Here is a 14,714-nt window from a genome sequence, read left to right on the forward strand (position 1 = left end):
CCGCGTCCCGCGTCTACACTCCGGTTGATGAGCGAGAACGGCGTGGACGAGCACCCGAAGGAGAAGCAGCGCGGACCGGTGGTCCTGCGCCGCGGTCGCCGGGAGGAGCTGACCACCACCGACCAACGGCTGCTGGACTCGCGCGGCCACACCGACTGGGTGCACACCGACCCGTGGCGGGTGCTGCGCATCCAGGCCGAGTTCGTGGAGGGCTTCGGCGCGCTGGCCGAGGTGCCGAGCGCGGTGACCGTGTTCGGATCGGCCCGCACCGGCCGCGACCACCCCGAGTACGAGACCGGCCGCAAGCTGGGCGCCGCGCTCGCCGAGGCCGGGTTCGCCTGCATCACCGGCGGCGGTCCGGGCGCGATGGAGGCGGTGAACCGGGGCTGCTCGGAGGCGGGCGGCTTCTCCATCGGGCTGGGCATCGAACTGCCGTTCGAGCAGGGCCTGAACCCGTGGGTCGACCTGGGCGTGAACTTCCGCTACTTCTTCGTGCGCAAGACCATGTTCATCAAGTACTCGCAGGCGTTCATCTGCCTGCCGGGCGGGTTCGGCACGCTGGACGAGCTGTTCGAGGCGCTGACCCTGGTGCAGACGAAGAAGGTCACCAAGTTCCCCGTCGTGCTGTTCGGCAAGCAGTACTGGCAGGGCCTGTACGACTGGGTGAAGTCCTCGGTGCTCGACGGCGGCAAGGTCGGCGAGAAGGACCTGGAGCTGCTGTACCTGACCGACGACATCGACGACGCGGTGCGCGTGGTGAACGAGGCGCACAAGGCGTGGGCGGACGCGCATTGACCACCGTCACCGTGTACTGCGGGTCGCTGCGGACGGTGCCGGGGAGCTACCTGGAGCTGGCCGCGCGGGTGGGCGCGGGGATCGCGGCGCGCGGCTGGTCGCTGACGTGGGGCGGTGGCCGCACGTCGATGATGGGCGCGGTGGCGGCGGCGGCCCGGGAGGGCGGTGCCCGCACGACCGGCGTGATCCCGCGCGGCCTGGTGGACCGGGAGATCGCCGACGCCGACGCCGACGACCTGCTCGTGGTCGACACGATGCGGGAGCGCAAGGCGTTGATGGAGGCGCACGGCGACGCGTTCCTGGCGCTGCCCGGCGGGATCGGCACGCTGGAGGAGCTGTTCGAGGTGTGGACCTCGAAGGTGCTGGCCGCGCACGCCAAGCCGGTGGTCGTGCTGGACGTGGACGGCCACTACCGGGGCCTGCTGGAGTGGCTGGCCGAGCTGCACGGGCGCGGGTTCGTGTCCCGGTCGGCCCTCGACTCCCTGGTCGTCACGGACGACGTGACGGCCGCCCTGGACGCCTGCGCCCCCTGACCCGGCATCCCCCACCCCACCCGGCGAGTCCAACGCTCCCGCCGCGCGAGTCCAACGCTCAAGTCGCGTGAGTCCAACGCTCAGGACCCCTGTGTTCTTCACTCGCGAGTAAAGAACACAGGGGTCGCGAACGCAGGACTCTCGGGTCCTGGGCGTTGGACTCTCGGGTCCTGGGCGTTGGACTCTCGGGTGGGGTGGGGGTCAGGTGACGGTGGCCTCGGGGAGGCCGCGGGCGCGGGCCAGGTGGGTGGCCTCCTCGGCGAACATGCCCACGTCCAGGGGGACGAACGGGTGCGCCTTCACGGTCAGGCGGGTCGGGGTGGCCTTGGCGGTCCAGGTGCCGAGGACCTCGCCGTCGACGAGCAGCGCGCCGCGCCGGCCCAGGACGCGCCACACCTCCTTCTGGTGCGCCTTGTCCGGCACGAGCAGGTCCCGGTCGCGGGCGTTGAGGTAGGGGTCCAGCGGCGGCAGCAGGCGCACCACCTCGGGCTCGGGCGGGTTCTCGAACGCGTCGAGGCGGTCGGCCGGGAGCCACGCCTTCCGGGAGACGGGCACGAGGTCGTCGGGCCACGCGGCCTTGACGTCGCGGACCGGCGCGCCGAAGTAGGCCGCCACCTCGGCGTACCCGGCGGGGCCGTGCAGCCGCAGGTAGCGCGTGACCAGCTCGCTGAAGCCGGCGGACGCCGTCGGCACGGGCCCGCGCCCCTCCAGCGGCACGAACGTGACGGTCTTCTCCGCCGGGTCGAACCGCAGGCCGGCGGGCAGCACGGCGGCCCGGAACACGGCGTCCCGCACGTGCGTCGCCCCGCACGAGCTGCACCAGGCGGTGACGGCGGCCGGGACCAGCGGGGTGACGAGCGCGGACGCCTCGCCCTTGGTCATCGGCCGGTCGACGACCCCGCGCAGGGCGTCGGCGACCCGGTGCAGCACCGCCGCGCCGTCCTCCACGGCCGGCCGGTCCATCCGGGCCAGCGCGTCGGCGTCGCTCAGCGGCCACAGGCGGGCGGCCAGCGCGGGCACCTCGGCCGTGCGGTGCCAGTGCGGCGCGCCCCGGACCGTCCACGTGAGGGTGAACTCCCCGGACGGGTCGGGCACGTCGGCCAGGCGGGCGGCCAGCGCGGGCACGGCGGACCGCTCGGAGTCCTGCACCCCCAGGTCGAGCACGCGCAGGGCGGCCGGGTCGGTGGCGGACCGGTCGAACTGGTGGGCGGCGACCCGGTAGGCGATCACCCGCTCCCTCGTGATCTGCCGCGGGTCAGCCACGGCGGACGCCCTGCTCGGGGCCCGGCACGACGACGCCGTGCCGGGCCCGCGGGGTGGTCGTGAACTGCGATTCCATGCCGGTGATCCTGGCAGGCGGTCCCGCCACCCGCCGTGGGCCGCCCCCGCGGGCCACCCGCCGTGGACCACCGCCGCGGGTCACCCGCCGTGGACCACCGCTGCGGGCTACCCGCGCGGGACCGCGAGCCAGGAGTCCGCGCCGAACGCCACCGACGACCCCGGCGCGCTGGACCCCTGGTAGCGGGCGTCCACGGTGTCGACGACGAGCACGAGCCGGTTGCCCGCGCCGACGTTCCACACGGTCGGCTCCAGGTCCAGGTCGACCGCGCGGGTGTGCGTGCCGGTGAGCGTGACGGGCTTGTGCGTGATCAGCGCGCCCAGGCCGAGGGCGTTCACCTCGTACAGGTAGGCGTAGAGGGTGGTTTTCGGCGCGGACGGGGTGACGGTGAGGTGCGCGCGGGGCGTGCCGCTGACGGTGGTGGCGCTCCACTGCGCCGGGCCGCGCCACACGGCCGCCGCGCCCCGGTCGACCAGGGGCGTGGACACGCCGACGGGCAGTTGCAGGAAGCCCTGCAACGCGCCGGTGACGAGCACGGTGCCGCTCTCCGCGATGGTGGGCCGGCCGGCCCCGATGCGGTCGGCGGCCAGCGGCACGGTGTCGGTGCGCGCGGTGGCCGCGGCCCACGTCGGGAACGAGCGCCAGCCGCCGCCGTTGTTGGGCTTGACCTGCACGGGGTGCTCCCGGTCGATGCCGTTGGCGACGCCCTTGAGGTGGTGGTCGAACCAGCGGCCGACGGAGTCCCAGATCTCGTTGGGCAGCCCGGCCGCGCCGAACAGCTCGGCGGTGGCGTGGTCGCCGGGGGACAGCATGAGCCGCTTCGGCGTGCCGAGGGCGGTGAAGAAGTCGGTGACCTGGCTCGGCGGGAACAGCCCGTCGTTCCACGCGTTGCCGATCATCACGGCGGCCCTGATCGACGACACGTGCGAGGCGGGGGAGCGGGGCGGCGAGATCGGCAGCACGTCCTCGAACCGCTTCTCCCGGTAGGCGGCCTCGGCCTCGCGCAGCACGGGACCGGGGCGGCCGGTGAGCTTCCCGGCGGTGAGCAGCAGGTCCACGGCCTGCCCGCTGACCGTCTCGTTCGGGTAGAGCGAGCGGGCCAGGTCGGTCCACGTGGACAGCGCGGCGACGGCCTTCACCCGCGGGTCGGCCGCGGCGGCGAGCAGGGACTGGCCGGCGCCGTAGGAGATGCCGCCGACGCCGACCCTCGACGCGTCGCCGCGGGCCTGGGCGATGCCCCAGTCGATGACGCGGCTGACGTCGGCCACGGTGTCCGGCCCGGCGACGTCGATCTCGCCCGCCGAGTCGTGGAAGCCGCGGCTGGTGTAGCTGATCACCACGTAGCCGGACTCGTAGGCGAGGCGGGCGGCGGCGCCGACGTACTCGATGTTGTTGACGCCCCAGCTGGAGGGCAGCACGAGCAGCGGGAACGGCCCGCTGCCGCGCCCGGTGGGTTCGACGACGAACGCCTTGAGCGGGGTGCCGCCCTGGCCGGGGATGGTCCGGTAGCCCACCGCGAAGCCGGGCGCGGCCTGCGCGGGTGGCGCGAGCACGAGCGCCACGAGGGCGGCGAGCAGCAGGGGGAGTGATCGGCGCACAGGGTCCTCCTTGACCGTGACCGGGATCACGCAGAGTGTTACCGGTGAGTAAAGCGATGCGTACTCGGCGGTAGCAATGGCCTGTGACGCGGGTCACGTGAAGCTGTGACGTGGCACGATGCCGTCATGCTGCGGTTCGGTGCACGGCAGGTCGCGAACGATCGCGCGCTGGTCATGGCGATCGTGAACCGCACCCGCGACTCCTTCTACGACCGCGGGGCGACGTTCTCCGACGACGCCGCGATGGCCGCCGTGGACCGCGCGGTCGCCGACGGCGCGGACATCGTCGACATCGGCGGCGTGAAGGCCGGCGCCAAGGGCGAGGTCGTCGACGCGGCCGAGGAGGCGCGGCGGGTCGTGCCGTTCGTCGCGGCCGTCCGCGAACGTCACCCGGACGTGGTGATCAGCGTCGACACGTGGCGGCACGAGGTGGGCCGCGCGGTGTGCGCGGAGGGCGCGGACCTGATCAACGACACGTGGGCGGGCGCGGACCCGAGGCTCGCCGAGGTGGCGGCCGAGTTCGGCGCGGGCATCGTCTGCTCGCACACCGGCGGCCTGCCGCCGCGCACCGACCCGCACCGCGTGCGCTACCCCGACGTGGTGGCGGCGGTGGTCGGCGAGCTGGTCGCGCGGGCCGAGCGGATGGTGGCGCTGGGCGTGCCCCGCGAGGGCGTGCTGGTCGACCCGACGCACGACTTCGGCAAGAACACGTGGCACGGGCTGGAACTGCTGAGGCGGCTGGACGAGCTGGTCGCCACCGGGTGGCCGGTGCTGATGGCGCTGTCCAACAAGGACTTCGTGGGCGAGACGCTGGGCGCGGACGTGGAGGACCGGGTGGACGGCACGCTCGCCGCGACCTCGGTGGCGGCGTGGACGGGCGCGAAGGTGTTCCGCGCGCACCAGGTGCGGCAGACGCGGCGCGTGGTGGAGATGGTGGCGAGCATCGCGGGCACCCGCCCCCCGGCGCGCGCGCTCCGCGCCCTGGCCTGACGCGAGAACCGGGGTTCCCCCCGGTCCCGACCAGTAGACTGCCTACCCGTGAAGCCCGACGCGTTGCGAGGACACCTCGACGCGCTGCTGCTGGCCGTCCTCGACGGCGGCCGGCTGCACGGCTACGCCATCATCGAGGCGTTGCAGCGGCGCAGCGGCGGCGTGCTGGACCTGCCCACCGGCACCGTCTACCCGGCCCTGCGCAGGCTGGAGACCGCCGGCCTGGTGAGCAGCGAGTGGAGCACCGTCGGCGGCCGGCAGCGCCGCACCTACCGGCTCACCAAAGCGGGTGAACGCGCACTGGTCGCCGAGCGCGGCGCGTGGCGCGAGTTCACCACCGCCGTCGACGGCGTCCTCGGAGGTGGCCCGTGGCCCGCGCGAGCCTGATCGACGACTACGTCACCGCCCTCGACCGCCGCCTGCGCGGCCCCGCCGCCCTCAAGGACGACCTGGTCGCCGAGGCCCGCGACAGCCTCGCCGACGCCGCCGACGCCCACCGCTCCCGCGGCCTGCCCGACCACGACGCCGAGCACCGCGCCGTCACCGAGTTCGGTCCCGTCGCCACCGTCGCCCGCGACTACCAGAGCGTCCTCGGCCTCGCCCACGGCGCCCGCACCCTGCGCACCGTCGTGCTCGTGCTGCCCACCGCGCACGTCCTGTGGGAGCTCAACCGCCGGTTCTGGATCGGCGCCTGGGGCGCCTTCCCCGCCCCGCCGCCCGACTGGTACCTGCTCGTCGCCCGCGCCAACGACTCCGCCTCCTGGGTCGTCGCCGGCGCCGCCCTGCTCGCGCTGCTCACCGGCCGCGCCCTGGCCCGCCGCGGCGTCGCCGCCACCACCCTCGCCCGGCTCGCCGGCGCGGTCGCCGCCGTCGCCGTCACGACCGCCGCCGGCGGCAACGTCGCCATCGTGCTCGCCACCGCCCACCTGGACGCGTCACGCCTGCTCACCTCGCCGCCCGTGCTGGCCGCGTCGCTGGTCAGCCTGCTGGTCCTGGCCCGGCTCGCCGTCCTCGCCCGCAGGTCCGTGGTGTTCTCGTCGGTCTGACCGGCGGCGGTGTGCCACGATCGTGACGTGACCTCAGCGCTCCTCTACATCGTCGTCATGGCGCTCGTCGCGGCCGTGGTGTTCCTCCTCGCCGCGCTGGTGTTCGGTCGCGGCGAGGAGCTCGCGCCGCTGCCGCCCGGTGCGTCGCCCACCCGGCTGCCCGCCGACGACGTGACCCCCGACGACGTGCGCGACCTCAAGTTCCAGCAGGTCCTGCGCGGCTACAAGATGACCGAGGTGGACTGGGCGCTCGACCGCCTGGCCGGCGAGCTGGAGCAGCTGCGCGCCCGCGTCGCCGAGCTGGAGGCCGACCTCGGCATCGAGCCCTCCCGACCCGACGCGGACGCCGTGGACTCCGCGGACGCCCTGGACGCCGGGGAGCGCGACCGGGAACCGGCACGGGAGCCCGAACGTGACCCGGCTTGAGCTGCGCGTCGACGTCGACGCACCCGCCGAGCGCACCTGGGCCGCCCTCACCGACTGGGACCGGCAGGGCGAGTGGATGCTGCTCACCCGCGTCCGCGTCACCGCCGGCGACGGCGCGGGCCCCGGCAGCGAGCTGTCCGCGTTCACCGGCCTCGGCCCCCTCGGGTTCACCGACACCATGCGCATCACCGCCTGGGAACCGCCCCTGCGCTGCGCCGTCGACCACACCGGCCGCCTCGTGCGCGGCACCGGCGAGTTCCTCGTCGTCCCCCGCGGCGAGCGCAGCGAGTTCCGCTGGGCCGAGGACGTGAACCCGCTGCTCAACCTGGCCTTCCTGCCCGGCGTGAAGCTCTCCCTGCGCCGGTTCGCCACCTTCGCCCGGGAGTACACCGCGTGACCCAGCCACCCGTCCGCTGCCCGTGGGGCGACAGCACCCCCGACTACGCCGACTACCACGACACCGAGTGGGGCGTCGAGCTGCACGGCGACAACGCCCTGTTCGAGCGCATGTGCCTGGAGTCGTTCCAGTCCGGCCTGTCCTGGATCACCATCCTGCGCAAGCGCGAGAACTTCCGCGCCGCGTTCGCGCACTTCGTCCCCGAGGTCGTCGCCGAGTACGGCGACGCCGACTTCGACCGCCTCATGGCCGACGCCGGCATCGTCCGCAACCGCGCCAAGATCACCGCGACCATCGCCAACGCCCGCGCCGTCGCCGACCTCGACGTGCCGCTCGACGACCTGCTCTGGTCGTTCGCCCCCGAGCACCACGAACGGCCCGCCACCACCCACGACGTGCCCGCCGTCACCCCCGAGTCGAAGGCGATGGCCAAGGAGCTCAAGCGCCGCGGCTTCACGTTCCTCGGCCCCACCACCTGCTACGCGCTGATGCAGGCCACCGGCATGGTCGACGACCACATCGCGGCCTGCTTCCGCGCCGGCGCCCCCACCACCGCGGGCACCCCGGCCGGCGCTCCCGCTACCGCCCGGTGAACACCGGCTTCCGCTTCGCCACGAACGCGGCCACCGCCTCCCGGTGGTCCGCCGTGGCACCCGCCTCCGCCTGCGTCCGGGCCTCCACGTCCAGCGCCGCCGCCAGCTCCCCGGAGAACGCCATCGCCTCCTTGATCTTCGCGTAGGCCGTCGTCGGACCCGCCGCCAACCGCGCCGCCAGCTCCTGCGCCGCCCCCAGCGCCTCCCCGTCCGGCACCACCCGGTTCACCATGCCGACCCGCAGCGCCTCCTCCGCGCCCACCGGCTGCGCCAGCAGCATCATCTCCATCGCCCGGCCGTACCCGATCAGCCGCGGCAACGTCCACGACGCGCCCGAGTCCGCCGTCAACCCCACGTTCGCGAACGCCATCAGGAACTTCGCGCCCGCCGCCGCGATCCGCAGGTCGCTCGCGTACGCCAGCGACGCCCCCGCGCCCGCCGCCGTCCCGTTCACCGCCGCGACCACCGGCTTCGGCATCCCCACGATCGCCTTGACCAGCGGGTTGTAGTGCCGCTCCACCGTGTGCAGCGGCGCCGGGTCACCCGCCTCCAGCAGCGCGACGTGCTCCTTGAGGTCCTGGCCCGCGCAGAACGCCTTCCCCGCGCCGGTCAGCACCACCGCGCGCACCGAGTCGTCCGCCGCGGTCTCCACCACCGCCTCCAGCAGCCGCTCCTTCAACGCGACCGTGAACGCGTTGAACGCCTCCGGCCGGTTCAGCGTGAACGTGCGAACGCCCTCGGCGTCGTCGATGAGGAGTTCGGACATGGGGTGAACCTCCGAGCTGGTCGTGTCGTGGGCCGGCCGTCTCGTCCGACCGGTCTTCCGGGCCGTCTTCCGGGGCCGTCTTCCGGGGGCTCAGTCGCCGCCCAGGCTGTCGTCGACGAACTTGGCCACCGCGGGCGCCAACCGCGCCGTGTGCCGGTCGAAGAACTCCGCCGCCCCCGCACCCGGCCAGTCCGCGGGCAGCAGCTCACGGGGCAGCCCCGGGTCCCGGAACAGGAACTTCCGCCACGCGTGCAGGAACCGCTGCGACGCCGCGAACGCCGTCGCCGGCGACGTGCCGTCCACAGCGGACACCACCGGCTCCCACTCCGCCACGAACCGCGCGTAGTCCTCGCCCAGCGCGCCCAGGTCCCACGCCCGCGCCGCCAGCTCCGCGTCACCGCCCTCGTGCGCGCCCCGGAACCTGCTCGCCCGCACGCCCTCCGCCGCCAGCACGTCCCCCAGCTCCGGCGACGGCCGCGGCGCGACCCACGTCACCGGCCCCAGCGCCCCGTAGCCCAGCAGCTGCAACGACGACGCCAACCGCTCCCGCGACTCCCGCGCCGGCAGCTCCTCCAGCACCACCACGTGCCACCGACCGTCCCACGTGGACGGCCGGGTGCGGTAGATGCGCGCCGCCGCCTCGTCCAGCCGCCGCTCCGCCCGCGGCGTCATCGCGTACCCCGGGCCACCGGGCAGGCGCACCGGCGCCAACCACCCCTGCCGGACCGTCCGCGACACCGCCGTGCGCACCGCGGGCGCGGCGAAGTCCAACGGCTCCAGCAACCGGACCAGCGCGGCGATGGTCGCCGCGCCACCCCGCTCGCGCAGGTGGCCGCCGTAGACGTCGAAGAGGGCCGAACGGGCTCGCACGAGAGCCGAGTCTGTCAGGGCCGGCCCGCGACACGCCACAACACCCGGAACGGTCACGACCAGGTGACGCTTCACCCGGTGGGCGAAAATCGTTGCGACACGCCGATCCTGGCCCTGATCAGCCCTTCCGCCAAGATCGCCGGCGAACCACCCCCGAGCCGGAAAGATCGGTTCGGTTTCGCAGGTGAGTCCGCATAGGGGAGAATGGGCCCGTATCCGGCCCTGGTCGGACGGGGAAGATGTTGACGGAGGGAGCACGCGATGGCGGCCATGAAGCCCCGGACCGGCGACGGTCCCCTCGAGGTGACCAAGGAGGGGCGCGGCATCGTGATGCGCGTTCCGCTCGAGGGTGGTGGCCGCCTAGTCGTCGAGATGTCGGCGGACGAGGCCAACGCCCTGGGCGACGCCCTCAAGGCAGCCGCCGGCTGACCTGACCGGCCGGATCGAGACAGCGTTCGGCGTGCCCCGGTTCCACAGTGGAACCGGGGCGTCGCCGCATCGTGACCCCCCCGCGCCCTCAAGGCTCTGACCAGCCCCTTTCCCGATCACCAGGAGTACTGACGTGCGTGCGCCGCTGCCCACCCCGCTGGTCGCCGTCGAGGTGGCCGACACCGTCCGGCGAGGCGTGCCCGCGGTGGTCGTGGCGTTCGCGGGCGACCCGGTGCGCCTCGGCCCCGGCGCACCCGGCGACCTGGACACCACCGACCTGCCCACCGACGTCGGCGGCGTCGGCGGAGTCGTGAAGAAGGGCGCCACCTGGGTCGTCGGCGTCGGCGAGGCGTCGGTCCGCGACTGGCGCCGCGCGGGCGCGTCCCTGGTCCGGGCCCTGCACGGCGAGGCCGACCGCACCGGCGCGGCCGGCTACGACGTCCACGTGCCCGACGACCTCACCCCGGACGCCGCGACCGCGTTCACCCTCGGCCTGGCCCTCGGCGGCTACCGCTACCGGATCACCGGCGCGGAGGCCCCCAAGCGGGTGAAGTCGATCCGCCTGGTGCCCGCCGCTCCCGCCGGCGCCCCGCTGGTCGACGCCGTCCGCCGCGCCACCACCCTCGCCGCCGCGACGTCCCTGTCCCGCGACCTGGCCAACGCGCCGTCCAACGTCAAGGACCCCGCCTGGCTGGCCGCCGCCGCCGTCAAGTCCGCCGTCCCCGGCCTCGACGTCCGGGTCCGCGACGAGAAGTGGCTGGCCGCCGAGGGCTTCAACGGCGTCCTGGCCGTCGGCAACGGCTCCGCCCGCCCCCCGCGCCTGATCGAGCTGTCCTGGCCCGGCACGGCCGGCCACCCCCACCTGGTGCTGGTCGGCAAGGGCATCACCTTCGACACCGGCGGCATCTCCATCAAGCCCGCCGACGGCATGCACCTGATGCGCACCGACATGTCCGGCGGCGCCGCCGTCATCGCCGCCCTGGTCGCCATCGCCAAGCTCGACCTGCCCCTCCGCGTCACCGGCCTCGTGCCCGCCGCCGAGAACCACGTCTCCGGCACCGCCTACCGGCCCGGCGACGTGATCAGGCACTACGGCGGCACCACCACCGAGGTCACCAACACCGACGCCGAGGGCAGGCTCGTCCTGGCCGACGCCCTCGCCTACGCCGTGCACACCCTCGCCCCGGACCACCTCGTGGACGTCGCCACCCTGACCGGCGCGATGAAGGTCACCCTCGGCACGCGGACCGGTGGCCTGTTCGCGACCGACGACGCCCTGGCGGCGAAGATCGCGGACGCGGGCGCGCGGACCGGCGAGTCCTGGTGGCGCATGCCGCTGCTGGAGGACCTGGCCGAGGACGTGCGGAGCGACATCGCCGACGTCCGCCAGTGCCCGCCCGGACCGGGTGGCATCACGGCGGCGCTGTTCCTGCGCGAGTTCACCGGGAACGTGCCGTGGGCGCACCTGGACATCGCCGGGCCGGCGCGGGCGGACAAGCCGTACGACGAGGTCGTGCCGGGGGCGAGCGGTTTCGCGGCGAGGACGTTGATCGAGCTGGCGGAAAGCCTGGTCTGAGGGGGTGGCGGGACACGATCGGGTGATCATCGGGCCGAACATGTACGAAAACGGCCCCTCGCCACTCGGTTGAAAACATGAGGAACCAACCCGCCGACCACCCCTCGACCCACCACCCCCTCCGCCACCACCCCGCCGGCCCCCACGGCCCTCACGGCCCTGCCGGCTCTCTGCGGCCCCGCCGGCTCCCCGCAGCCCTGCCGGCTCCCGCCGCCTCGCCGACCCCAGCCCGCTGACCCGGTCCCGCCGATCCCGCTGACCCGGCCCGCTGACCCGCTGATCGGCCTGCTGCCCGCTGACGCCGCCCCACCCGGCCTGCCGCCCGCTGACCGGCCTGCTGCCCGCTGACGCCGCCCCACCCGGCCTGCCGCCCGCTGACCGGCCTGCTGCCCGCTGACGCCGCCCCACCCAGCCTGCTGACCCGGCCTCGCCGGCCCACCGCGCGGGTTCGCGGTCAGCCGCCTCGCGCGCACCCGCCTCGCGCGGGTGCGCGGTCACCCGGCCGCCACGAGGCCGCGCACCCCTGGGGCGAGCCCTGGGCCAGGTGGGATCGCACGTGCGGGTGATTCTCGCGGAACCCGCCGACGAGTGACGGCACCCGCAACCGTCCCAGCAGGTGCGGGAAACCGAGGGCCACTTGGCCACGTTCGGGTGACACCTGTTCGGTGGCCGCACGCACGCACGCACGCACGCACACCCGCCGGCCGAGCGCCCGGCGGGCCGGTCAGAACTCCAGGCCGATCGCGGCCGGCGCGCCGCCGGACACCGCCACCGCGCCCAGACCGGGCAGCTCGACCGTGCCCGCGCCCACGGAGAACGTCACCGACCGCACGTCCTCCGGCACCTCCACGACCACCGCCACCGGGAACGCCTCACCGCCCTGGCGCGCGCCCACCAGCGGGGCCCGCGTGCCGTCCGGCAGGGTCACCACCACCAGGTCCACCGTCACCGGCGCCCCCACCACGGCCGGCAGGTCGTGCCCCTGCAACCGCAGCTCCAGCAGCGCCTTCCCGGGCGCGGCCGTGGCCAGCTCGTACTGCTCGCCCGACGACACCGGCCGCTGCCGCCCCAGCCGCGCCCGCACCACCTCGACGGACCCGTTCACCGCGCCGAGCGCCACGGGCGTCGACGCCGACGTCGACTCCGGTCCGGGCGACCGCCGCAGCACGCCCACCGCCGGCCCCACGACCGCGCCCGACGGCACCTCGACGCGCTGCTCCAGCGACTTCGCGCCCACCGTGTCCAGCACCAGCGCCTCCGGGCCGCCGCCGACCGGCACCGTGTAGACGACGAGCACCGTCCCGTCCTCGGGCAGCCGGTCGGCGGGCAGCGGGTGCCGCCGCCCGGGCAGGTCCAGCGCCAACTCCGGCGGCTGCGGCATCCAGCCGCGCCACGGCGTCTGCCGGAACGCGGTGTCGACCTCGCCGTGCTTCACCACCCGCAGCCTCAGCACGCGCAGCGCCACGCCGTGCTCAGCGCGCAGCTCGCCCTCGGCGGTCGGCCAGGCGGGCGGCGACGCGTAGCCGGTGACCCGCACCTCCAGCTGGTCGTCGCGCACCACGGCCGACGCCGCGTCCACCGCCTGGCCCTCGTCGGGCAGCACGGCCAGGAAGTCGGGGCCGGCCTCGCCGACGCCCCGGTCGGGCGTGGTCTCCCGGCCGTCGGTGCGCACGAGCTTGCCGACCGGCGTGCTGCGCGCGCCCTGCGCGGGGACCTGCGGCGGCTCCACCTCCAGCCGCACGCCGGACGCGTCGCGCCCGACCTCCTTCATCGGCACCGGCACCCAGTCGGTCGCGACCCCCGTGCCCGGCACCTGCACCGGGCCGCACCACAGCCTGCTGTCCACGTCGAACGCCTTACCGGTGCGGGCGAACCAGCAGCTCACCGCGTCGCTGCTGGTGCGCGCCACGTACCCGAAGGACAGCGTGTAGCTCAGCTCGGCCTCGGCGCGCGCCTGCAACGCGGACGCGTCGACGACCGGGTGACCGCCGATGGTCAACCGGACCTGCTCGGCGCTGAACGCGGGCGTGGCGCACCCCGCGGTCAGCAGCGCGAGCAGGAGAACGACCCACCGCATGTTCGACCCCCACCAGTAAGCCCCCTGGCCCCTACTGGTTAAAGGCGGTCGCCACCCCGTGCGGTTGCACTCGATCGAGTGTGACAGATGTCACACAGGGGGTCAGGTCGTCACCGAACGGCGTCGAGGGCCGCCCGGTAGACGTCCACCGTCTGCTCCGCCACCGTCGTCCACGAGAACTCCTCCACCGCCCGCGCGCGCCCCGCCTCGCCGAACGCCGCCGCCCGCGCCGGGTCGCCCAGCACCTCGTTCACCGCGTCCGCCAACCCCACCCGGAACGCCTCCACGTCCCGCTCGTCGTAGTGCACCAGCAACCCCGTCCGGCCGTGGTCCACCACTTCCGGGATGCCGCCCACGTCCGACGCCACCACCGCCGTCCCGCACGCCATCGCCTCCAGGTTCACGATCCCCAGCGGCTCGTACACCGACGGGCACACGAACACCGTCGACGCCGACAGCACCTGCCGCACCTCCGCCGGCTGGAGCATCTGCTGCACCCACACCACACCCGGCCGCGACGCCGCCAGCTCCGCCACCGCCGCCCGCGTCTCCTCCGCGATCTCCGGCGTGTCCGGGGCGCCCGCGCACAGCACCACCTGCGCGTCGTGCGAGATCCGGTGCGCCGCCGCCACCAGGTGACCCACGCCCTTCTGCCGCGTGATCCGCCCGACGAACGTCACGATCGGCCGGCCCGGGTCGATCCCGTACCGCGTCAACGCGTCCGTCTCCGAGACCGGGTGGTACGCCGAGGTGTCGATCCCGTTGCGCACCACGTGCACCCGCGCCGGGTCCAACGACGGGTAGCAGTCCAGCACGTCGGCCCGCATCCCCTCGCTCACCGCGATCACCGCGTCCGCCGCCTCGTACGCCGTCCGCTCCACCCACGACGACACCCGGTACCCGCCGCCCAGCTGCTCCGCCTTCCACGGCCGCCGCGGCTCCAGCGAGTGCGCCGTCACCACGTGCGGGACGCCGTGCAGCAGTTTCGCCAGGTGACCGGCCATGTTCGCGTACCAGGTGTGGGAGTGCGCGAGCTGCACGCCACCCAGCGCGGCGGCCATCTCCAGGTCCACCGACAGCGTCGCCAGCGCCGCGTTCGCCCCCTCCAGGCCGTGCGCCGGGTTGTGCGCCCGGGCGTCCGCGCGCGGCCCGCCGAAGGCGTGCACGTCCACGTCCACCAACTCGCGCAGCCTCGGCACCAGGAAACCCACGTGCACGCCGGCGCCGCCGTAGACCTCCGGCGGGTACTCCCGTGTCAGCAGTCCAATTCGCACGGGAC

At 74.7% G+C, this 14,714-nt stretch carries 15 protein-coding genes and 1 pseudogene; 10 read left to right on the forward strand and 6 right to left on the reverse strand.

Annotated elements, in window-relative coordinates; genetic code table 11:
• Positions 1–27: 27 nt before the first annotated feature.
• Together ACR807_RS12765 and ACR807_RS12770 are read left to right on the forward strand one after the other, a co-directional pair.
• Positions 28–795: an LOG family protein gene (locus tag ACR807_RS12765; RefSeq protein ID WP_438921480.1), complete on the forward strand. Its 768-nt coding sequence runs from the start codon at positions 28–30 to the stop codon at positions 793–795.
• Positions 792–1,328 (forward strand): LOG family protein, encoded by a 537-nt coding sequence (locus ACR807_RS12770; RefSeq protein WP_438921481.1) that lies wholly within the window; start codon positions 792–794, stop codon positions 1,326–1,328. Before ACR807_RS12765 ends, ACR807_RS12770 begins: the two co-directional genes overlap by 4 nt.
• Before the next feature lie 201 nt (positions 1,329–1,529).
• Here the strand turns inward: ACR807_RS12770 and ACR807_RS12775 are convergent, their stop codons facing one another.
• A complete protein-coding gene (locus ACR807_RS12775; RefSeq protein WP_438921482.1) occupies positions 1,530–2,591 on the reverse strand; it encodes a DNA glycosylase AlkZ-like family protein in 1,062 nt (353 codons plus the stop codon).
• Positions 2,592–2,774: 183 nt separating this feature from the next.
• Positions 2,775–4,265, reverse strand: coding sequence for a CocE/NonD family hydrolase (locus tag ACR807_RS12780; RefSeq protein ID WP_438921483.1), 1,491 nt, complete (start codon positions 4,263–4,265; stop codon positions 2,775–2,777).
• A gap of 126 nt (positions 4,266–4,391) precedes the next feature.
• Here ACR807_RS12780 and folP point away from each other — a divergent pair, with 126 nt between their 5' ends.
• From folP to ACR807_RS12810, 6 genes and pseudogenes are all read left to right on the forward strand, one after another.
• The gene (gene folP, locus ACR807_RS12785; RefSeq protein ID WP_438921484.1) at positions 4,392–5,255 is read left to right on the forward strand and encodes a dihydropteroate synthase; all 864 of its coding nucleotides are present in this window, start codon (positions 4,392–4,394) and stop codon (positions 5,253–5,255) included.
• Positions 5,256–5,303: 48 nt separating this feature from the next.
• Complete coding sequence (locus ACR807_RS12790) at positions 5,304–5,642, forward strand: PadR family transcriptional regulator (protein ID WP_438921485.1); 339 nt, start codon at positions 5,304–5,306, stop codon at positions 5,640–5,642.
• Entirely contained in the window at positions 5,624–6,301 is a 678-nt protein-coding gene (locus ACR807_RS12795; RefSeq protein ID WP_438921486.1) for a permease prefix domain 1-containing protein, read from the forward strand. Before ACR807_RS12790 ends, ACR807_RS12795 begins: the two co-directional genes overlap by 19 nt.
• 27 nt (positions 6,302–6,328) lie before the next feature.
• A pseudogene (locus tag ACR807_RS12800) lies at positions 6,329–6,613 on the forward strand (DivIVA domain-containing protein); the annotation flags it as partial.
• Positions 6,614–6,713: 100 nt separating this feature from the next.
• Complete coding sequence (locus ACR807_RS12805; RefSeq protein WP_438921487.1) at positions 6,714–7,124, forward strand: SRPBCC family protein; 411 nt, start codon at positions 6,714–6,716, stop codon at positions 7,122–7,124.
• The gene (locus tag ACR807_RS12810; protein ID WP_438921488.1) at positions 7,121–7,717 is read left to right on the forward strand and encodes a DNA-3-methyladenine glycosylase I; all 597 of its coding nucleotides are present in this window, start codon (positions 7,121–7,123) and stop codon (positions 7,715–7,717) included. Before ACR807_RS12805 ends, ACR807_RS12810 begins: the two co-directional genes overlap by 4 nt.
• On the opposite strand, the gene ACR807_RS12815 is transcribed toward ACR807_RS12810, so the two are convergent.
• Together ACR807_RS12815 and ACR807_RS12820 are read right to left on the reverse strand one after the other, a co-directional pair.
• Complete coding sequence (locus tag ACR807_RS12815) at positions 7,704–8,483, reverse strand: enoyl-CoA hydratase-related protein (RefSeq protein WP_438921489.1); 780 nt, start codon at positions 8,481–8,483, stop codon at positions 7,704–7,706. The genes ACR807_RS12810 and ACR807_RS12815 overlap by 14 nt on opposite strands.
• Before the next feature lie 90 nt (positions 8,484–8,573).
• Complete coding sequence (locus ACR807_RS12820) at positions 8,574–9,353, reverse strand: PaaX family transcriptional regulator (protein WP_438921490.1); 780 nt, start codon at positions 9,351–9,353, stop codon at positions 8,574–8,576.
• 261 nt (positions 9,354–9,614) lie between these two features.
• Between ACR807_RS12820 and ACR807_RS12825 the strand changes: the two genes are divergently transcribed.
• Together ACR807_RS12825 and ACR807_RS12830 are read left to right on the forward strand one after the other, a co-directional pair.
• The gene (locus ACR807_RS12825) at positions 9,615–9,782 is read left to right on the forward strand and encodes a DUF3117 domain-containing protein (RefSeq protein WP_012783412.1); all 168 of its coding nucleotides are present in this window, start codon (positions 9,615–9,617) and stop codon (positions 9,780–9,782) included.
• A 133-nt stretch (positions 9,783–9,915) separates the two neighbouring features.
• Positions 9,916–11,358 (forward strand): leucyl aminopeptidase family protein, encoded by a 1,443-nt coding sequence (locus ACR807_RS12830; RefSeq protein ID WP_438921491.1) that lies wholly within the window; start codon positions 9,916–9,918, stop codon positions 11,356–11,358.
• A gap of 724 nt (positions 11,359–12,082) precedes the next feature.
• On the opposite strand, the gene ACR807_RS12835 is transcribed toward ACR807_RS12830, so the two are convergent.
• A complete protein-coding gene (locus ACR807_RS12835) occupies positions 12,083–13,435 on the reverse strand; it encodes a hypothetical protein (RefSeq protein ID WP_438921492.1) in 1,353 nt (450 codons plus the stop codon).
• A gap of 110 nt (positions 13,436–13,545) precedes the next feature.
• Positions 13,546–14,709 carry a glycogen synthase gene (glgA, locus tag ACR807_RS12840; protein WP_438921493.1) on the reverse strand — a complete coding sequence of 388 codons (1,164 nt, stop codon included), beginning with the start codon at positions 14,707–14,709 and terminating at the stop codon, positions 13,546–13,548.
• Positions 14,710–14,714: the final 5 nt, after the last annotated feature.

Origin of the sequence: Saccharothrix sabaoui (genome assembly GCF_051756985.1) — a bacterium.
In the GTDB taxonomy this organism is placed as follows: Bacteria; Actinomycetota; Actinomycetes; order Mycobacteriales; family Pseudonocardiaceae; genus Actinosynnema.

Coding starts and splice junctions, on each gene's coding strand:
- ACR807_RS12765 (WP_438921480.1), top strand. CDS start 28: ATGAGCGAGAACGGCGTGGACGAGCACCCGAAGGAGAAGCAGCGCGGA.
- folP (WP_438921484.1), top strand. CDS start 4,392: ATGCTGCGGTTCGGTGCACGGCAGGTCGCGAACGATCGCGCGCTGGTC.
- ACR807_RS12815 (WP_438921489.1), bottom strand. CDS start 8,483: ATGTCCGAACTCCTCATCGACGACGCCGAGGGCGTTCGCACGTTCACG.
- ACR807_RS12825 (WP_012783412.1), top strand. CDS start 9,615: ATGGCGGCCATGAAGCCCCGGACCGGCGACGGTCCCCTCGAGGTGACC.
- ACR807_RS12835 (WP_438921492.1), bottom strand. CDS start 13,435: ATGCGGTGGGTCGTTCTCCTGCTCGCGCTGCTGACCGCGGGGTGCGCC.